The organism is Variovorax sp. Varisp53, from assembly GCF_059491555.1.
Map to the genome: position 1 here is coordinate 1569776 of NZ_CP168512.1, position 19488 is coordinate 1589263.

Genomic DNA, 19488 nt, shown 5'->3' on the forward strand with positions numbered 1-19488 from the left:
CGGTTGGCGCCTCGTGCCGTCGTGGTTCGGAGCGCTGCTGCGGGCACGGCAAAATGGCCCGATGACCGACAAGAAAACGCTGCTGCTCGTCGATGGCTCGAGCTATCTCTACCGCGCCTTCCACGCCATGCCCGATCTGCGGGCCGTGCCCGGCGACTCCAAGAGCCCGGCGACCGGCGCCATCCGGGGAATGATCAACATGATGACCGCGCTGCGCCGCGAGGTGCGCGCGGACTACGCGGCCTGCATCTTCGATGCGCCCGGCAAGACTTTCCGCGACGACTGGTACCCCGAGTACAAGGCCAATCGCTCGCCGATGCCCGACGACCTGCGCAGCCAGATCGACCCCATCCACGAAGTGGTGAAGCTGCTCGGCTGGCCCGTGCTCAGCGTGCCCGACGTGGAGGCCGACGACGTCATCGGCACGCTCGCCAAGATCGCCGCCGCGCAGGGTGTCGAGGTGATCGTGTCCAGCGGCGACAAGGACCTGAGCCAGCTGGTCGACGAGCACATCACCATCATCGACACGATGAACGGCAAGAAGCGAGACGTGGCGGGCGTGACGGCGGAGTTCGGCGTGCCGCCGAACCTGATGATCGACTACCAGACGCTGGTCGGCGATTCGGTCGACAACGTGCCCGGCGTCGAGAAGGTCGGCCCCAAGACAGCAGCCAAATGGCTGCTCGAATACGGCTCGCTCGATGCGCTGGTCGAACGGTCCGCCGAGGTCAAGGGCGCGGCCGGTGAAAACCTGCGCAAGGCGCTCGACAAGCTGCCGCTGAGCAGGCGCCTCGTCACCATCCGCACCGACTGCGACCTCGATGGCCACGTTGTCGGCCTGCCGTCGCTGGACGGGCTGCCCGTCGGTGCGCCGCAGACCGCCGAGCTCAAGCCCTTCTACGAGAGGTTTGGCTTCAAGAGCCTGGTCAAGGCGCTCGAAGCGCAGGAAGTGCCGCCCGAGCTGATCGAGGAGAGCCTCAAGAAGAAGGCCGCCTCCCGCGCCGATAGCGACCAGGGCGGCCTGTTTGATGAGCCCTCCGAGATCGAAGCGCTGGAGGCCGCTTCCCCCGCAAGCAACCTCAAGTACGACACGATCACGACCTGGGCGCAGTTCGACGCCTGGCTCGCGAAGCTCGAAGCCGCCGAACTCGCGGCCATCGACACCGAAACCACCTCGCTCGACGAAATGGTCGCGCAGATCGTCGGCGTGAGCTTCAGCGTCACGCCTGGCGAAGCGGCCTACATCCCGCTGACCCACAACTACCCCGATGCGCCCGAGCAGTTGCCCATCGACGAGGTACTCGCCAGGCTCAAGCCCTGGCTCGAGAACGGCGCGAAGAAGAAGCTGGGCCAGCACATCAAGTACGACCGCCATGTGTTCGCCAACCACGGCATCGAGGTGCAGGGCTATGCGCACGACACCATGCTGCAGAGCTACGTGCTCGAAGTGCACAAGCCGCACGGCCTCTCCAGCCTGGCCGAGCGCCACCTGGGCCGCAGCGGCATCTCGTACGAAGACCTGTGCGGCAAGGGCGCGCACCAGATCCCGTTCAGCCAGGTCGACATCGCCAAGGCCGCCGAGTATTCGTGCGAGGACAGCGATCAGACGCTCGACGTGCACAACACGCTGTGGCCCCAGCTGGAGAAGAACGAAAAGCTGCGCTTCGTCTACCAGCTCGAAATGGATTCGAGCGAGGCGCTCTACCGCGTCGAGCGCAATGGCGTGCTGATCGACGCACCCACGCTCGCCGCGCAGAGCCACGAACTCGGCACGCGCATCATGGCGCTCGAGCAGGAGGCCTACGACATCGCGGGCCAGCCCTTCAACCTCGGTTCGCCCAAGCAGATTGGCGAGATCTTCTTCACCAAGCTCGGCCTGCCCGTGGTCAAGAAGACACCGAGCGGCGCACCCAGCACCGACGAGGAAGTGCTCGAGAAACTGGCCGAGGATTACCCGCTGCCGGCCAAGATCCTCGAGCACCGGGGCCTGTCGAAGCTCAAGGGCACCTACACCGACAAGCTCGGCCAGCTCGCCAACCCGCGCACCGGCCGCGTGCACACGCACTATGCGCAGGCCGTGGCCGTCACGGGGCGCCTGAGCAGCAACGACCCGAATCTGCAGAACATCCCGATCCGCACGCCCGAAGGCCGCCGTGTGCGCGAGGCCTTCGTGGCGCCCGCCGGCAGTGTGATCGCGAGCGCCGACTATTCGCAGATCGAGCTGCGCATCATGGCCCACATCAGCGGCGACGAATCGCTGCTGCGCGCCTTCACCGAAGGCATCGACGTGCACCGCGCCACGGCCGCGGAGGTGTTCGGCTCCACGCCAGACCAGGTGTCGAGCGAGCAGCGCCGCTACGCCAAGGTCATCAACTTCGGGCTGATCTACGGCATGAGCAGCTTCGGCCTGGCAAAGAACCTCGGCATCGAGACCAAGGCCGCGGCTTCGTACATCGAGCGCTACTTCGCGCGCTACCCGGGCGTGAAGGCCTACATGGACGAGACCAAGGCGCTCGCCAAGGAGCAGGGCTATGTGGAAACCGTGTTCGGCCGCCGCCTGTACCTGCCCGAGATCAATTCGCCCAACGGCCCGCGCCGCGGCGGCGCCGAGCGCGCGGCCATCAATGCGCCGATGCAGGGCACGGCGGCCGACCTGATCAAGCTGAGCATGGTCAAGGTACAGAACGTGCTTGACGAAGAGAAGCGCGGCACCAGGATGATCATGCAGGTGCACGACGAACTGGTGTTCGAAGTGCCCGAGGCGGAGATCGAATGGGTACGCACCGAAATCCCGCGTCTCATGGCCGGCGTGGCCGCGCTGAAGGTGCCGCTGCTGGCCGAGATCGGCGTCGGTCCCAACTGGGACAAGGCGCATTGAAGAAGACGAAACAATCACTCGGGAAGAACGCACGCACATGATCGGATTTCCACACCGCAGAGTCCTGCTCGCCGTCGTCAGCGCGGCCTGCTTCGGCACCGCCTTTGCCGCCCCGGATGCCGCCGTCGCATCGCTTGCCGCCAAGGAAAAGCCCGCGCTGCTCGACACGCTCAAGGAGCTGGTCTCCATCGAATCGGGCAGTCGCGACCTCGACGGGCTCGAGAAGATCTCCAACCTCGTCGCCGCGAAGTTCAAGGCGCTGGGCGGCGAGGTTGAACTGATCGATCCGAGCGCCGAGGCCTACCGCATGGAAGACACGCCCGAGAAGATCGGCCGCGTGGTGCGCGCCACCTTCAAGGGCACGGGTAAGAAGAAGATCCTGCTGATCGCGCACATGGACACGGTCTACACCGTGGGCATGCTCGACAAGCAGCCGTTCCGCATCGAAGGCGACAAGGCCTACGGCCTGGGCATTGCCGACGACAAGCAGGGCGTGGCGGTCATCACGCACGTCGTGTCGATGCTGCAGGCGATGAAATTCAAGGAGTACGGCACGCTCACCGTGCTGATCAACGGCGACGAGGAAATCAGTTCGCCCGGCGCGCGCGCTCTCATCACGCGCATGGGCGGCGAGCACGATGCGGTGCTGTCCTTCGAAGGCGCCTATGTGAAGGAAGACAAGCTTTCGCTCGCCACGGCGGGCATCGCCTCGGTCACGCTGCACGTCACGGGCAAGGCCTCGCACGCGGGCTCGGCACCCGAGCTGGGCGTGAACGCGCTGTACGAGCTGTCGCACCAGATCCTGCAGATGCGCGACCTGTCCGATCCGGCCACGGGACTGAAGATGAACTGGACCATCTCCAAGTCGGGCAGCAACCGCAATGTGATTCCGGCCAGCGCCACTGCGGGTGCCGATGTGCGCGTGCTCAAGGTCAGCGACTACGACCGCATCGAGCAGCAGGTGAACGAGCGCGTGAAGAAGCAGCTCATTCCCGAGGCCAAGGTCGAGATGAAGTTCGAGCGCCGCCGTCCGCCGCTGGAAGCCACCGACGCCTCGCGAGCCCTGGCCCGCCATGCGCAGCAGATCTACAAGGACGAGCTCGGCCGGCCGCTGGGCGCCGACGACAAGGCCGCCGGCGGCGGCACCGACGCGGCCTTTGCGGCGCTGAAGACCAAGGCGCCCGTCATCGAGCGCTTCGGCCTGCAGGGCTTCGGCGCGCACTCGGCCGATGCCGAATACGTGCTGATCGACTCGATCGAACCGCGCCTCTACCTCGGCACGCGCATGGTCATGGACATCGCGCGCGCGAAATGAACTCGCCCCCAGTCTTCGCGCACTTCGTGTCGCTTCGCCAACCCCCTGCCGGGGGCAACACCGGTGGCCCGGCGAAGCCGGTTCCACGGTGTTCCGCGAAGAAGTCATCGAGCCGCTGATTCATCATGCGCCTGCGTCACATCGAGGTCTTCAACGCGATCATGCTCACGGGCAGCGTGAGCGCGGCGGCGCGGCTCATCAACATCACGCAGCCGGCGGTGAGCCGCACGCTGCAGCATGCCGAGCTGCAACTGGGCTTTCCGCTGTTCCAGCGCGCCAAGGGCCGGCTCACGCCGACCACCGAGGCGCTCACGCTGTACCCGCACATCGAGCGGCTGTTCGCGCAGCTCGACGAGGTGCAGCGGCTGGCCGCCAACCTGCGCACCGCGGGCGACACGGGCGAGCTGCGCATCCTCAGCGTGCTGGCGCTGAGCTACGACATCCTGCCGCGCGCGCTCAAGGCGTTTCGCGAAAAGCATCCGGGCTATGCGATCACCGTCGAGTCGCTGCACTCGCCGCAGATCATGTCGGCGCTGCTGCTGCAGGAGGCCGACGTGGGCTTCGCCTTCAGCCCCGCGGTGCATCCCTCGCTCACGCAGGAGACGCTGGCCGACAGCCGCATGGTGTGCGTCGCGCCCAAGGGCATGCTGCCGCGTGCGCTGGTGCGCAACGGGTCGGTGGCGCTGCACGACCTTGTCAACCGCCCGGTGATCGGTCTCGACAGCCGCGACCCCGTCGGCACCAGCCTGAGCCAGGCCTGCCGGCAGGCGGGCGTGGGTTTCCAGCAGGCGGTGGTCACGGTGCAGACCTATCACGCGGCGCTGGCCATGGCGCACCACGGCATCGGCGTGGCGCTGGTCGACGGCTGCACGGCGCGCTCGGCGGACCGCGAGAAGGTCGACGTGCTGACGCTGGAGCCGCATATTCCGGTGCCGATCCGCGCGCTGCGCTTCGCGGCACGGCCCGATTCGGTGGCGGTGCGCGGCATCACCCGCTGCATGCAGCAGGCGATTCAGGAAAACATCTAGCTCAGGCCTGCAAGTCCTGTGCGACCTGCAGCGCTGAGCCGAACGCCAGCGTGAACCCCAGCGCGCCATGGCCCGTGTTGAACAGCATGTTCGACGGTGCGCTCGGCAGCCGCCCGATGATCGGCAGCCCCGTCGGCGTGGCGGGCCGCATGCCCGTCCAGGGATTCAGTTCTTCCAGCCGGCTCGCATGCGGAAAAAGGGCGCGGGTCGCCGCCGCCAGCGTCTCGATGCGCGTGGCCGGAATGCTCGCGTCGTGTCCCACGAGCTCGGCCATGCCCGCCACGCGCAGGCGCGATCCGATGCGTGCGAACACCACCTTGCGCGCGCTGTCGGTCACGTTCACATGCGGGGCGGCGCCGGGCGTTGGATCGACGTCGACCGTGATGCTGTAACCCTTGAGCGGGTACACCGGCAGGTAGGCGCCGAGTGCGCGGCCGAGCTTGTGCGAGGCCGAGCCCAGCGCCATCACGAAAGCATCGGCTTCCACGTCGCCGTTGCTGGTCCGTGCCGCGGCGATGCGGTTTTCGCTGCGCGCAAAGCCATTCACGTCGGCGCCGAGCATGAAGCGCACGCCGCGCGCACTCAGTGCGCGCATCAGTTCGGCGCACACCTTGAGGCAGTCGGCCGCACATTCGCTCGGCGTGTAGACGGCGCCCGCCATCTGGCCGCGGTAGCCGGCGAGCGCGGGCTCGATGGCGATGCATTCGTCGGGCGTCACCAACCGCTGTTCGCTGCCCATGGCGCGCTGCAGTTCGAGCTGTGCGCGCGCACCCTCGAGCGACGCCGAGCTGCCATACAGCACCAGTTTCCCAGTGGCCGAGAAATCGCAGTCGGGCGCGATGTCGGCCTGCATCGCCTCGAACCCGGTGCGGCTCGATGCGGCCAGCGCCAGCAGCCTGGCCGTCGTGTCGCGCGAAGTCTGCGTGTTGCAGGCGGCAAGAAAGGCCATGCCCCAGCGCCACTGCAGCGGATCGAGCTGCGGTCGCAGCTTCAGCGGCGAGGTGGGCGACAGCAGCAGCTTGGGCAACTGCTTCCAGATCGACGGATCGGCCAGCGGCTGCACGTACGAATAGCTGAGCTGCGCGCCATTGCCGCCGCTTGCACCTGCGCCGGGGCCGGCACGGTCGATCACGGTGACCTGATGGCCCTGGCGTTCGAGCTGCCAGGCGGTGGCCAGGCCCACGATGCCGGCACCGAGCACACACACATGCATGGAGGCAACTTTCCGGAGGTTGAGATCAGAGCCAAGACTGTAGGAGCACGCGGCCCCGGCCGGAAATGCCAAAAGAAGCCTCGCCCATAACCTTTGGGCATGGGTCGGATTTCTATTGGAATTGTCGTTTTGCGTCACTCCTTCCTACACTGGCCGCCTGTTCAATCCAACCGAATGAGGGCTCGAATGAAACTTTCCGTCCTGATGGCTTCGATGGCCGCCGCGGTGCTTTTCACCGCCACGGGCGCACAGGCCGCCGACACGCTCGCCAAGATCGCCGAGTCCGGCAAGATGACGCTCGCCTACCGCGAGTCGTCGGTGCCCTTCAGCTATCTCGACGGCCCCGGCAAGCCGATCGGGTTCTCGGTGGAGCTCTCCAACGCTGTGGTCGAGGCGGTGAAGAAGAAGCTGAACAAGCCCAACCTGCAGGTCGCGCTGATGCCCGTCACTTCGCAAAACCGCATTCCGCTGATCACCAACGGCACCGTCGACCTGGAGTGCGGCTCCACCACCAACAACTCCGCACGCGGCAAGGACGTGGCCTTTGCCATCAATCACTTCTATACCGGTACGCGCCTGCTGGTGAAGAAGTCCTCGAAGATCAAGGACTACGCCGACCTCGCGAAGAAGACCGTGGCGAGCACCACCGGCACCACCAACGCGCTGGTCATGCGCAAGTACAACACCGAGAAGAACCTGGGCATGGACATCGTGCTCGGCAAGGACCATGCCGATTCGTTCCTGCTGGTGGAAAGCGACCGCGCCGTGGCCTTCGCCATGGACGACATCCTGCTGTTCGGCCTGATCGCCAATTCCAAGACGCCGGCCGACTTCGAGGTGGTGGGCGAGCCGCTGCAGGTCGAGCCCTATGCCTGCATGCTGCCCAAGGACGACCCGGCCTTCAAGAAGCTGGTCGACGACACCTTCGCCGGCATGATGAAGAGCGGCGAGTTCGAGAAGCTCTACAACAAGTGGTTCATGCAGCCGATCCCGCCGAAGAACGCGCCGCTGAACCTGCCGATGAGCCCGCAGCTGAAGGAAAACCTGAAGGCCCTCAGCGACAAGCCCGCTACTTGAGCTCGCCCCCAGGCTGCGCGCACTTCGGGTCGCGCACGCCAACCCCCTACCGGGGGCAATACCAGCGGCCCGGCAAAGCCGGTTCCGCGGTATTCCTGAAAAGAGAAAGATCATGGCTTCGACGAACGTTGTAGGCATCTTGGGGGGCATGGGCCCCGCGGCGGGCGCCGACTTCGTGCGGCTCTTCGTGCAGGCCTGCGCGCAGCAGATGCGCTTGCGCGGCGAGCCGGTGCGCGACCAGTCCTTTCCCGAGCACTGGCTCGCGCAGGTGCCGGTGCCCGACCGCACCGACGCACTGGCTTCGGCCGAGCAGGGCGCGCATCAGCCGCTCGAACCGATGCTGCAGGCGCTGGGCCGGCTGGCCGCGCTGGGCAGCAGGGCCGTCGCCATTGCATGCAACACCGCGCATGCCTGGCACGCCAACCTGCAGGAGCGTTTTCCGCAGGTCGAGCTGCTGCACATGGCGCGCGAGACGGCGCGCCACGTGGCCGAGCAGGGCGCGGCCGGCGTGGCGCTGATGGCCACCGAAGGCACCTACCGCGTGCGGCTCTACGAACAGGCGCTGGCCGACGCGGGCCTGGGCTGCCACGTGCCGCTGCCCGAGGAGCGCCGGACCATCATGCGGGGCATCTTCGACGGCGTGAAGGCCGGCAACATGCCGCTCGCCGAGCAGTGCTTCTCCGAGGTGGCCCTGAAGCTCGCCGAACGCCACGGCCCCGTCACCATCATCATGGGCTGCACCGAGGTGCCGCTGGGGCTGCAGGGCTCTGCGGCCGTGGCCGGGCTGGACCTGGTCGATCCCGCGCAGGTGCTGGCCGCTGCGCTGGCGCGCCGGGCGTACGCGTCGCACCAACCCCACTGAATTTCAGGGCTTGGAGGGGCAGGGCTGATTTCGCCTACATTGCGGCGTGCGTTTTCCATGGCGCCACGCCCCATTGTTCGACGATTCAACTGGAGCCCTTCCAATGTCCCTCGACGACAGCCGTTCCGACTTCGATTCGCTTCGCCCCGGTGAGAGCACCGGGCAGGGCGCCACGCGCCGCACCGCGCTCAAGGCCGCCATCGGCATGGGCTACGCGGCCGCCGTGTTGCCGGTGATGGCGCAGACCGCCATCAGCACCACGGCCGAAGGCCTGAAGGCCGGCCCCATCAAGTACACCGTCAATGGCTTCGAGGTGCCCGCCTACGCGGCCGCGCCCGAAGGCAAGACCGGCCTGCCGGTGGTCCTGGTGATCCAGGAAATCTTCGGCGTGCACGAGTACATCGCCGACACCTGCCGCCGTTTCGCCCAACTTGGCTACATGGCCATCGCTCCCGAGCTGTATGCGCGCCAGGGCGACCCGCGCGGCTACACCGACATTCCGAAGCTGCAGGCCGACGTTGTCAGCAAGGTGCCCGACGCGCAGGTCATGGCCGACCTCGACGGCGCACTGGCCTATGCCAAGGCCAACGGCGGCGACACCGACAAGGCCGGCATCACCGGCTTCTGCTGGGGCGGGCGCATCGTCTGGCTCTATGCAGCCACCGGCAAGGTCAAGGCGGGCGTGGCCTGGTACGGCCGGCTGGTCGGGCAGGCCAGCGCACTGACGCCGAAGCATCCGATCGACATCGCCGCCGGCCTGCAGGCGCCGGTGCTCGGCCTGTATGGCGGAAAAGACCAGGGCATCCCTCTTGACACGGTTGATAAGATGAAAGCGGCTCTGGCCACCGGAACCCCGGCGGCCAAGGCGTCGAGCTTCGTCGTGTATCCCGAAGCAGGCCATGCATTCCATGCCGACTACCGCCCGAGCTATGTCAAGAGCGCGGCGGAAGACGGCTGGCAACGCGCCACGGCCTGGTTCAAAGCCAATGGCGTCGCCTGAAGACGGCGCCTTGTAGCCACCCCGCCGAAGGCCGTCCGCGTGACGGCCTTTCTCTTTTTATGAACGGTATGCGGCCCTGACGGCCGCTCTTCTTGCGCAAGCCCAGCTATGAATTTGATAGTCATCATCGCGGCGACCCTGGTTGCCGGTATCGGGAGCGTCTGGCTCGCGGCCCTGTTGTTGAAGGTGGGCGTGCGCAGCGGGTCGGGCGGCGTGAACCCGCAGCACCTGCTGAGCCTGGCGGCCGGCGCGCTGCTGGCTACCGCGTTCATGCACCTGCTGCCCGAAGCCTTCGAAAGCCGCATCGAGCCGGCGCTGCTGTTCGCCGTGCTGCTGTTCGGGCTGGTGTTCTTCTTTCTGCTCGACAAGGCCGAGCTGTGGCACCACGGGCACGAGCATCACCATGGCGAGGAGAAGGGCGGGCACGACGGGCACGACCATGGCCACGCGCACTCGCACGCTCATGCACACGACCACGGGCCCCGCACCGGCGGCTGGGCCGTGCTCACCGGGGACAGCGTGCACTGCTTCGGCGACGGCATCCTGATCGCCTCGGCCTTCACCGCCGACCTGCGCCTGGGCCTGGTCGCCGCCATCGCGGTGCTGGCGCACGAAGTTCCGCATCACATCGGCGACCTTGTCGTGCTGCGCCAGAGCTCGGCCAACCAGCGCGCGGCGCTGGTGAAGGTGTCGCTCGCCGGCACCATGACCGCGCTGGGCGGCATCGCGGGCTGGTGGCTGGTCGATCAACTGCACAGCTGGCTGCCGTACTTCCTGGTGCTGGCTGGTAGTAGTTTTGTATACGTGGCACTGGCCGACCTGATTCCGCAACTGCAAAAGCGCCTGCCGGCGCGCCAGACCGCCGCGCAGATCCTGTGGCTGGCCGCGGGCATCGTGCTGGTCACGCTCGTGAGCCGGCTGGCACACGGCGAGCATGGGCACGAACATGGCCACGACGACCCGGGCCACGGGGAGCACGGCCACGTGCACAAGGACTGACGGTCCGCCAGATCCTGCAGGAAACTTCCCGACACCGATGCTGCGCGCCGGATGAACCGCAACGGTCGAAACAGGCGCACCATAGGGGGGCTGTCAGAAATCTGCCTAGGAACCGATCATGAACACCATCGACGCCACCGCGCGATCCGCTGCGCCCGCCGAAGACGAGGAGGACGACACGCCCGCCGATGACTTCGAGGAGCAGGATGCCGACGTGTCCGACGACCTGTCGGAGGAAACGGGTATCGACCTCACCGATGCGAGCGAGCTCGATGCAGACAACGTGCCGGCCGACGAGGAATTCGATCGCGTCATGAACGCGCCCGACTGACCTCGCTCGCTCAGGCTGCGTCGCGCCGCGTGATCACCTGTCCGTTGCGTGCCCCGCTGTGCACGCCAGCGCGCCAGGTCACGGCGCCGTTCACGATCACCGCATCGATGCCTTCGGCCGCCCGCGTCGGCGTTTCGTAGTTCGCCGTGTCGCGCACCGTCGCGGCGTTGAAGATCACCACGTCGGCGTGGTGCCCCGGCTTCAGCGTGCCGCGCTCGTGCAGGCCGAAGTTGCGGGCCGTGAGCCCGGTCATCTTCCACACCGCCGTCTCCAGCGGAAACAGGCCGACATCGCGGCTGTAGTGGCCCAGCACGCGGGGGAAGGTGCCCCACAGGCGCGGATGCGGTTTGTCGCCCAAAGGAATGCCGTCCGAGCCGATCATGGTGTCGTCGAACGCGAGGACGCGCTGCACATCGTCCTCGTCCATCATGAAGTAGATGGCGCTGCCGGGCTGCAGCCGCTTCGCTGCCTCTTCGCCCGACACGCCCCATTCGGCGGCAATGTCCTTCAGGTCGCGGCCCGCGCACTCGGGATGCGGCACGCTCGACGCGATAAGCACGCGGCCTTCCATCATCCCGCGGTCGGTGCGGATCATGGTGGAGCCTGCCGTGTACGGATAGCAGTCGAGCCCGATGCACTGGTGCTGCATCGCCTCCTTGATGAAGGGCAGCGTGGCTTTCGTCTTGCCGAAGTTGTGCGTGTTCTGCACCTTGTGGTGCGACACCACCACCGGGACGTCGAGCGCGCGGCCGATGTGGAAAGTCTCTTCGAGCGACTCCATCACGCGGTCGCTCTCGTCGCGCATGTGGGTCACGTACAGCGCCTTGCGCGCGGTGAGCGGGCGGCCGACCTCGATGATTTCCTCGGTCGTCGCCTTCACGGCGGGCGGGTAGAAGGTGCCGGTCGACATTCCGATGGCGCCGGCCTGCATCGCTTCTTCGACCAGCGCCTGCATGGCCGCGATCTCGCTGTCGTTCGCGGGGCGGTCGAGGTCGGCCATGACCACGGCTCGCAGGGTCGAGTGGCCGACCATCGCGGCCACGTTAACCGACGACGGCGTGGCGCGCAGCGCGTCGAGGTACGCCGCGAAGCTCGTGAAGCGGCCTTCCGCGGGCGACTCGAGCAGGCTCAGCGGCATGGGCAGGTCCATGTCCACGCGCAGTGGCGCAGCGCTGATGCCGCAGTTGCCCGCGACCACGGTGGTCACGCCTTGCGACACCTTGAAGGGCATCTGCGCCTGCGAAAGCACGGCCTGGTCGTCGTGCGTGTGGGAGTCGATGAAGCCGGGCGCGACGATGCGGCCGGTGGCGTCGAGCGTCTGTTCTGCCGTGTGGCCCGCGAGGTTGCCGATGGCGGAGATGCGGTCGCCCACAATGCCGACGTCGGCGTTGAAGCGCGGGGCCTTGGTGCCGTCGATGACGGTGCCGCCTTGGATCAGGAGATCGTAGTGGGGGGCGTTGTTCATTTCGGTCCTTTCATGTGTTGTCTTGGGCGGTTGTGTTCAGGGCGTGTGCACAGGCCACCGGGTACTCCCCTCCGCGAATGTCCCCCGGCCTTCGGCCTCCTCCTTTATTTCGCTGCGGGGAGCACCCGGTGCCCTGTGCACGATGGGCGCTCTGCTTATGCCGGCAGTTCAACCACTCTGCTGAACGATCACGTCGATGGGGTGCCTTGCGCAGCGAAATAAAGGAGGAGGCGGCAGGCCGGGGGACATTCGCGGAGCAAGGTACCCCGTCGACGTGAGCGCACCCTGAACCGCTGCGCTCCACCATCTCAACGGAAATGGCAAGCAACCAAATGGCTGCCGTTGGAAGAGGCCGGCCGCTCGCTCAACTCAGGCGCCTTCTCCTTGCACACGGCCTGCGCCATCGGACAGCGCGTGTGGAAGCGGCAACCGGAGGGCGGGTTGGCGGGGCTCGGCGGGTCGCCCTGCAACAACATGCGGCGCGCGGGCGTGCGCGGGTTGGGCACGGGCACGGCCGAGAGAAGGATCTCGGTGTACGGATGCAGCGGCGCCGAGAACAGCGTGTCGCGGTCGGCGATCTCCACGATGTGGCCCAGGTACATCACCGCCACGCGGTGGCTGATGTGGTGCACCACCGCGAGGTCGTGCGCCACGAACAGGTAGGCGATGCCGAACTCGGCCTGCAGGTCCATCAGCAGGTTGACCACCTGCGCCTGCACCGACACGTCGAGCGCCGACACCGGCTCGTCGCACACGATGAGCTTCGGGTTCAGCGCCAGCGCCCGCGCGATGCCCAGGCGCTGGCGCTGCCCGCCCGAGAACTCATGCGGAAACTTCTTCGCCGCTTCCGGCCGCAGCCCCACGCGCGAGAACAGCCACTGCACCCGCTCGCGCCGCTCGGCCGCCGCGCCCATGCCGAAATTGCGCAGCGGCTCGGCCACGATGTCGCCGGCCGTGAGGCGCGGGTTCAGCGAAGCGTAGGGATCTTGAAAAATGATCTGCAGGTTGCGTCGGCGCATGCGCATGTCTTCGGCCGAGAGCGATAACAGTTCCTCGCCCTCGAGCTGCACCGAGCCCGCGCTGGGCTCCACCAGCCGCAGCACCGATTTGGCCGTGGTCGTCTTGCCGCAGCCCGATTCGCCCACCAGCGATAGCGTTTCGCCGCGAGCGACGTCGAACGAAACGCCATCCACCGCCTGGATCGCCGGCCGGGCCGGCCGCAGCCAGCGCTTGGGCGTGGTGTAGTGCTTGCGCAGGTTGCGCACCTGCAGCAGCGGTGCGGTCGTTGTTGCTGCTGTCGTCATGCGGCCATCTCCTCGGCGCCGGCCGGTTGTTCCCAGTGTTCCTCGACGGCGAAGCAGGCCACCACGTGGTCGCCTCCCTGCGGCACGAGCCGTGGCGTTTCGACGCGGCAGCGTTCGCGCGCATGGCTGCAGCGCGCGGCGAAGGCGCAGCCGCGCCCAAGCTCGTGCGCGGCCGGCACCAGTCCCGGAATCTCGGTGAGTCGCGTGCTCGCGGTGTTCATCGCGGGCATCGAGGCCATCAGCGCGCGCGTGTAGGGATGCAGCGGGCGGTCGAACAGGTCGATCACGTCGGCTTCCTCCACCTTCTTCCCGGCGTACATGACCACCACGCGGTCGCAGCTCTCGGCCACCACGCCGAGGTCGTGCGTGATCATCACCACGCCCATGCCCAGCTCCTTCTGCAGCCGCTTGATGAGGTCGAGGATCTGCGCCTGGATGGTCACGTCCAGGGCAGTCGTCGGCTCGTCGGCGATCAGCACCTCGGGGTTGCAGGCCAGGGCCAGCGCGATCATCACGCGCTGGCGCATGCCGCCCGAGAGCTGGTGCGGGTACTCGTTCACGCGGCGCTCGGGCTCGGGGATCTGCACCACGCGCAGCATGTCGACCGCGCGCTTCAGCGCGTCGGCGCGGCTGGCCTTCTGGTGCAGCTGCACCGTCTCGGCGATCTGCCGGCCCACCGTGAGCACCGGGTTGAGCGATGTCATCGGCTCCTGGAAAATCATCGAGATGCGGTTGCCGCGGATCTGCCGCATCTCGCGTTCGCTGAGCTGCATCAGGTCGGTGCCGCGCAGCCGCACGGCGCCCATGTGGCGGCCCGGCGGCGTGGGCACCAGCCGCAGGATGGACAGCGCGGTCACGCTCTTGCCGCAACCTGATTCGCCGACCACGCCGAGCGTGCGGCCCGCGCGCACGGTGTATGAGACGCCGTCGACCGAGCGCACCACGCCTGCCAGCGTGTGGAAGTGGGTGCGCAGGTTGTCGACTTCGAGCAGCGGCTCGCCCGGAGCGAGCGTGGTGTGGGACATGGTGATCGTCATGGCATGCCCTTCACAGTTGCCGCGCCAGGCGAGGGTCCAGCGCATCGCGCAGGCCGTCGCCGAGCAGGTTGATGGCCAGCACCGTGGCCGCCAGCAGCAGCCCCGGGTACAGGATGATGTGGAACGCCACCGCCACGAAGTTGCGGCCCTCGGCCATCATGTTGCCCCAGCTCGGCGTCTGCGAAGGCACGCCCACGCCGAGGAACGACAGCGCCGCCTCGGTCAGCACCGCCGCCGCCGCCACGAAGGTGGCCTGCACCACCAGCGGCGCCACGATGTTCGGCAGCACGTGGCGCAGCAGGATCATCGGCAGCCGCGTACCGACCGCGTGCGCGGCCTCCACATACAGCTGTTCGCGCAGCGTGAGCGCGAGCGAACGCACCAGCCGCACCACGCGCGGGATCTCGGGCACGGTGATGGCGACGATCACCGTCGTCAGGCTGGCGCGCGTCACGGCCATCAGCGCGATGGCCAGCAGGATGCCGGGGATGGCCATGAGCCCGTCCATCACCCGCATGATCGGGCCGTCCGCCCAGCGCACGAAGCCCGACACCAGCCCGAGCACGACACCGAAGAAAGTGGCCAGCACCGCGACCGTGGCACCCACGATCATCGACACCTGCCCGCCCCACACGGCGCGGCTGAACACGTCGCGGCCGAGCGAGTCGGTGCCGAACCAGTGCTCGCCCGACGGCGGCTGCATGCGCATCAGCGGGTCGATGTCCTGCGGGTCGTGCGTGGCGACCCACGGGGCGCCAATGGAGAGGGCCGCCATCAGGATCAGCAGCAGCGCGCCGATGATCAGCGTCGGGGGCTTGCGCGCCCAGCGCCTGCGTGGCGGCACGAAGGGGGTGTCGTCGTGTGCATCCGGCACCGTGGGGGCGGGCGCGTCGATCTCGCTCATGGGGAGGACCGTGGACATGTTTGTTCAGTACTGGATGCGCGGATCGAACAAGCGGTAGCTCAGGTCGATCAGCAGGTTGATCAGCACGTACACCCCCGCCGACAGCAGCAGCACGCTCTGGATCACCGGGTAGTCGTGCCGCTGCACCGAGTCGATCACCAGCCGGCCCACGCCGGGAATGGCGAACACCGTCTCGGTGACCACCACGCCGCCGATCAGCAGCGCGATGCCCGCGCCCACGGTGGTGGCGATGGGAATGGCCGCGTTGCGCAGCGCATGGCCCAGCACCGGCAGCACGCCCAGGCCCTTGGCGCGCGCGGTGCGGATGTAGTCCTCGTGCAGCACTTCGAGCACGGTGGCGCGCGTCATGCGTGTCACCAGCGCGATGTAGACCAGCGCGAGGTTCACGCAGGGCAGTACCAGCGAGCGCAGCCACTCGCCCGGGCCTTCGGCGAAGCGCACGTAGCCCTGCACCGGAAACCACGGCAACTGGATCGCGAAGCTGTAGACCAGCAGGTAGCCCACCAGGAAAACCGGCACCGAGAAGGCCAGCACCGCGAACAGCATCACCAGCCTATCGATCCAGCTGCCCGCGCGGTAGGCCGCGAGCGTGCCCAGCGGCACCGACACCACCAGCGTGATGAGCATGGTCAGCGCCGCGATCGACACCGTGGGCTCCAGCCGCTGACCCAGCAGCTGCGTGACGGGCATCTGCGTGAAGATCGAAGTGCCCAGGTCGCCGGTGAAGAGCTTGCCGATCCACAGCCCGAACTGCTGCCACAGCGGCAGGTTCAGGCCCAGGGCGGCGCGCAGCTTCTCGATGTCCTCGGTGGTGGCGAGGTCGCCCGCGATGAGCGCTGCCGGGTCGCCCGGCGACAGGTGGATCAGCAGGAACACCACCACGGCCACCACCGCCATGACGGGCAGGGTCGCGATGAAGCGTCGAACGATGTAGCCCATGGCGATGCCCTTGAGTCCCTATTGCCTGTCGAGCGCCCAGACCGTCGGCATGCCGGACCAGAGCTTGTCGAGCCCCTTCAGGCTGGTGCGCGCCGCGAAGGCTGCCGAGTATTGGCCCGCGTTGATGTACGGCACGGCCTCGTAGGCGCGGGCCTGGAATGCGTCGAGCAGCTCCTTGCGCTTGGCGGGCACGGTTTCCTTCAGCCATGCGGTGCGCAGCTCGTCCAGCGGCTTGTCGCAGGGCCAGCCGGGCAGGGTGTTGCCGCAGGCCGCGCTCAGGTAGGCGTTGCTGATGGGCGAGTTGGCATCGAACTCGCCGGCCACGGTGACGTACATGTTCCAGCCGCCGGCATCCGGTGCGTCGCGCTTGGCGCGGCGCGCGCCGATGGAAGCCCAGTCCATGGTCTGGGCGTCGACGTTCAGGCCGATGCTCTTCATCGTCTGCGCGGCCATCAGCGCCTCGGCGTTCAGGTAGGGCACGTCGCTGGGCACCAGCAGCACCACCTTCTCGCCTTTGTAGCCGGCGTCGGCGAGCATCTTCTTCGCCTTGGCGACGTCGGCCTTGCGGTAGGGCTCGGCGCCGGCCGCGGTGTCGTTGGGGCTGCCGCAGATGAAGTAGGTGGCGCAGTAGGCCATGCGCATGTCCAGCGGGAAGCCCATGGCGGCCATGAAGCGCTCCTGGCTCACGGCCTGCAGCAGCGCCTGGCGCACCTTCGGGTTGTTGAGGGGCGCATGCAGCTGGTTCATCACCAGGAAGCCCTGGTAGGCGCCGCCCGAGCCGATCTTCACGCCCGTGTCGGTGCGCAGCGGCGCGATGTAGTCGGGCGGCAGCTGCTCGATGATGTCGACCTCGCCGCGCTTCAGCGCCGCCACGGCGCTGTTGGCGTCGGGCAGGTAGAGCCATTCGACGCGATCGAAGTTGCTCTTCTTGCTGCCGGCCAGCCCGCTCGGCGGCTCGCTGCGCGCCGCGTAGTTGGGGTTGCGCACGAACACCGCCTTGTTGCCCGGCACCCATTCGTCGCGCTTGAAGATGAAGGGGCCGGAGCCCAGCACCTCGGTCAGTGGCGCGGTGGCCGGCATCTTCGCCAGCCGCTCGGGCAGGACCACCGGCGGAAAGCCCGAGGGCTTGGCCAGCGCGTCGAGCACCATGCCGAAGGGCTCGTTGAGCGTGAGCGTGAAGCTGCGCGCGTCGGTGGCCTTCCACTCGGCGCCGCTGGCTGTCATCGCGCGGCCCAGGCTGTCGCGCGCGGCCCAGCGCTGCAGCGAGGCGACGGCGTCGGCCGAGGTGACGGCGCTGCCGTCGGAGAACTTGAGACCCGGGCGCAGCGTGAAGCTCCACTGCTTGCCGTCCTTCGAGGCGGTGTACTTCTCCACCATCTGCGGCTGCGGCTTGCCGTTCGCGTCCTGCGCGAAGAGCGTGTCGTACACCATGTAGCCGAAGTTGCGCGAGATGTAGGCGGTAGTGAAGGTCGGGTCGAGGATCTTCAGGTCGGCGTGCGCCACCACCTTCAGCGTCTTGGGCTGCGGCGTCTGAGCGTGCGCGGGAAGGCTCGCCGCGAAGGCGGTGGAAAGGGCCAGGGCGGCGAGAGCGCCAAGCGTCCGTCGTTTCATCGTCGGTTCTCCGGTGAGGGAAGGCAGCAAAAAGAAGGAAGGAAAAGCTCAGGCCGCGACGCCGATCGGCCACTTGGGCAGGCGGGCCTTGCGATACGGCAGCGTGTTCAGGTCGAGCGTGACGGCGCCCGGCGCGCCCGCGTAGATGACGTGCTTCGCAACCTTGGAGTACGACGCGTAGAAATGCTGCGACGACTTCACGACGATGATCTTCTTCGTCGCGAGGTCGCAGCCCAGCTGCGTGAAGAGGTCGGTGCCCATCGCCTGGTTGCGCAGCGTGATCAGCACGATCTCGATGCCGTTGGCCTCGACCAGCGCGCTGTCGCCCATCAGCGTGGGCGTGCCCGCCAGGCCGGTCATCACCAGGTCGTGCTTGAGCGCCTTCACGGTGCACTCGACATCGAGCGGGTCGCCCGACAGCGGGCTGATCTTGCCGCCGATGCGCATCGGCAGCTTTGCGCCCACGCCCGCGTCGAAGGCGATGCGCACCGCGATCGGGTCCCACAGCGGGCCCAGCGCCGCGTTGGTGATGCCGCGCTCAACCATGCGGCGCAGGATGAAGGTCGAATCGCTGGCCGCGCCACCGCCGGGATTGTCGGCGCCGTCGGAGATCACCACGGGGCCGCCGTCGAAGGCCAGTGCCTCGTCGAGTGACGCATCGATGCCGGGGTAGTTCACGGTGAGGCCGTCGCGCATGGCGATGACCTCGTCGGCGAGCTGGCGCGCCAGCAGGTCGGCCTGGGCCTTGTCGCCGTCGGTGTAGACCAGCACCTTGGTGCCCATCTCGGGCACGTCGCCCCACGAGAAGCCGTGCGTGAGCGAGATGGAAAGCACGCCGTTCTTGCCCTCGAGCGACTGCATGCGCTCGACGAAGCCGCGTGCCGGCTGGCGCGAGGTGTGCACGGTGACGATCATGTCGCAGTCGACCACCGCGGGCACGGGCTTGAGCTTGCCCTCGACCGTGGCGGCGCAGATGTCGACCAGCTCGAGGCCGCGTTCGAGCACGTCGGTGTGCGGGTATTCCTTGAAGGAGACCATCACGTTGGCGTTGGAGATCATCTCCGGCGTGAGGTGGTTGTGCGGATCGAGCTCGGCGCCGACCACCACGTCGGGCCCGACGATCTGCCGAACGCGTGCCAGCAGGTCGCCTTCGCAGTCGTCGTAGCCGTCGGCCACCATCGCACCGTGCAGGCCGAGCAGCACCATGTCCACGGGCAGCACTGCGCGCAGGTCGGCCAGCAACTCGTCGCGCAGCGTCTCGTAGGCGTGGCGCGTGGTGGTGCCGCTGGGCTGCGCGCCGGCCACCATGCCCTCGAACAGCGTCCAGCCCTTGTCGGCGCCGCGCATGCGCGCAGCCCACAGTGGGCCCGAGAACAGCGTCATCGCGTCGGGGTGCTTGCCGGCGGGGAAGTAGCCACGGTCCTTGAAGGAGGCGAGGCCCGTCGGCATCGGGCCGAAGGTGTTGGTTTCGGTGGCAAGGGAAGCACTGAAGACGCGCATGGTC

At 67.6% G+C, this 19488-nt stretch carries 16 protein-coding genes; 8 read left to right on the forward strand and 8 right to left on the reverse strand.

Annotation, left to right across the window (positions count from 1 at the left end):
• Positions 1 to 61: 61 nt before the first annotated feature.
• The 3 genes from polA to ACEOAB_RS07175 all read left to right on the forward strand — a co-directional run bounded on the left by polA (position 62) and on the right by ACEOAB_RS07175 (position 5221).
• Complete coding sequence (gene polA, locus ACEOAB_RS07165; RefSeq protein ID WP_413748597.1) at positions 62 to 2878, forward strand: DNA polymerase I; 2817 nt, start codon at positions 62 to 64, stop codon at positions 2876 to 2878.
• A 37-nt stretch (positions 2879 to 2915) separates the two neighbouring features.
• Complete coding sequence (locus ACEOAB_RS07170; protein ID WP_413748598.1) at positions 2916 to 4193, forward strand: M20/M25/M40 family metallo-hydrolase; 1278 nt, start codon at positions 2916 to 2918, stop codon at positions 4191 to 4193.
• 125 nt (positions 4194 to 4318) lie between these two features.
• On the forward strand, positions 4319 to 5221 hold the full coding sequence (locus ACEOAB_RS07175) for a LysR family transcriptional regulator (RefSeq protein ID WP_007831195.1): 903 nt from the start codon (positions 4319 to 4321) through the stop codon (positions 5219 to 5221).
• Position 5222: 1 nt separating this feature from the next.
• Here ACEOAB_RS07175 and ACEOAB_RS07180 read toward each other — a convergent pair whose 3' ends face one another.
• Positions 5223 to 6434 carry a D-amino acid dehydrogenase gene (locus tag ACEOAB_RS07180; RefSeq protein ID WP_413748599.1) on the reverse strand — a complete coding sequence of 404 codons (1212 nt, stop codon included), beginning with the start codon at positions 6432 to 6434 and terminating at the stop codon, positions 5223 to 5225.
• Between the two features lie 186 nt (positions 6435 to 6620).
• Between ACEOAB_RS07180 and ACEOAB_RS07185 the strand changes: the two genes are divergently transcribed.
• The 5 genes from ACEOAB_RS07185 to ACEOAB_RS07205 all read left to right on the forward strand — a co-directional run bounded on the left by ACEOAB_RS07185 (position 6621) and on the right by ACEOAB_RS07205 (position 10703).
• Positions 6621 to 7511 carry a transporter substrate-binding domain-containing protein gene (locus ACEOAB_RS07185; protein ID WP_413748600.1) on the forward strand — a complete coding sequence of 297 codons (891 nt, stop codon included), beginning with the start codon at positions 6621 to 6623 and terminating at the stop codon, positions 7509 to 7511.
• A 112-nt stretch (positions 7512 to 7623) separates the two neighbouring features.
• Positions 7624 to 8373 carry an aspartate/glutamate racemase family protein gene (locus ACEOAB_RS07190; RefSeq protein ID WP_056587102.1) on the forward strand — a complete coding sequence of 250 codons (750 nt, stop codon included), beginning with the start codon at positions 7624 to 7626 and terminating at the stop codon, positions 8371 to 8373.
• 103 nt (positions 8374 to 8476) lie between these two features.
• Positions 8477 to 9373 (forward strand): dienelactone hydrolase family protein, encoded by an 897-nt coding sequence (locus tag ACEOAB_RS07195; RefSeq protein WP_413748601.1) that lies wholly within the window; start codon positions 8477 to 8479, stop codon positions 9371 to 9373.
• 108 nt (positions 9374 to 9481) lie between these two features.
• Complete coding sequence (locus ACEOAB_RS07200; protein WP_413748602.1) at positions 9482 to 10372, forward strand: ZIP family metal transporter; 891 nt, start codon at positions 9482 to 9484, stop codon at positions 10370 to 10372.
• 118 nt (positions 10373 to 10490) lie between these two features.
• Positions 10491 to 10703, forward strand: a complete 213-nt coding sequence (locus tag ACEOAB_RS07205; protein ID WP_056587114.1) for a hypothetical protein — start codon at positions 10491 to 10493, stop codon at positions 10701 to 10703.
• Positions 10704 to 10713: 10 nt separating this feature from the next.
• Here ACEOAB_RS07205 and ACEOAB_RS07210 read toward each other — a convergent pair whose 3' ends face one another.
• The 7 genes from ACEOAB_RS07210 to ACEOAB_RS07240 all read right to left on the reverse strand — a co-directional run bounded on the left by ACEOAB_RS07210 (position 10714) and on the right by ACEOAB_RS07240 (position 19484).
• Positions 10714 to 12168 carry an N-acyl-D-amino-acid deacylase family protein gene (locus ACEOAB_RS07210; protein ID WP_413748603.1) on the reverse strand — a complete coding sequence of 485 codons (1455 nt, stop codon included), beginning with the start codon at positions 12166 to 12168 and terminating at the stop codon, positions 10714 to 10716.
• A 308-nt stretch (positions 12169 to 12476) separates the two neighbouring features.
• A complete protein-coding gene (locus ACEOAB_RS07215; RefSeq protein WP_413748604.1) occupies positions 12477 to 13472 on the reverse strand; it encodes an ABC transporter ATP-binding protein in 996 nt (331 codons plus the stop codon).
• The gene (locus ACEOAB_RS07220; RefSeq protein ID WP_413748605.1) at positions 13469 to 14509 is read right to left on the reverse strand and encodes an ABC transporter ATP-binding protein; all 1041 of its coding nucleotides are present in this window, start codon (positions 14507 to 14509) and stop codon (positions 13469 to 13471) included. Before ACEOAB_RS07220 ends, ACEOAB_RS07215 begins: the two co-directional genes overlap by 4 nt.
• A 10-nt stretch (positions 14510 to 14519) precedes the next feature.
• The gene (locus ACEOAB_RS07225) at positions 14520 to 15413 is read right to left on the reverse strand and encodes an ABC transporter permease (RefSeq protein ID WP_413748607.1); all 894 of its coding nucleotides are present in this window, start codon (positions 15411 to 15413) and stop codon (positions 14520 to 14522) included.
• A 24-nt stretch (positions 15414 to 15437) separates the two neighbouring features.
• Positions 15438 to 16373, reverse strand: coding sequence for an ABC transporter permease (locus ACEOAB_RS07230; protein WP_007831166.1), 936 nt, complete (start codon positions 16371 to 16373; stop codon positions 15438 to 15440).
• A gap of 18 nt (positions 16374 to 16391) precedes the next feature.
• Positions 16392 to 17984, reverse strand: coding sequence for an ABC transporter substrate-binding protein (locus ACEOAB_RS07235; RefSeq protein ID WP_413748606.1), 1593 nt, complete (start codon positions 17982 to 17984; stop codon positions 16392 to 16394).
• A gap of 48 nt (positions 17985 to 18032) precedes the next feature.
• Positions 18033 to 19484 (reverse strand): M81 family metallopeptidase, encoded by a 1452-nt coding sequence (locus ACEOAB_RS07240; RefSeq protein WP_056587134.1) that lies wholly within the window; start codon positions 19482 to 19484, stop codon positions 18033 to 18035.
• Positions 19485 to 19488: the final 4 nt, after the last annotated feature.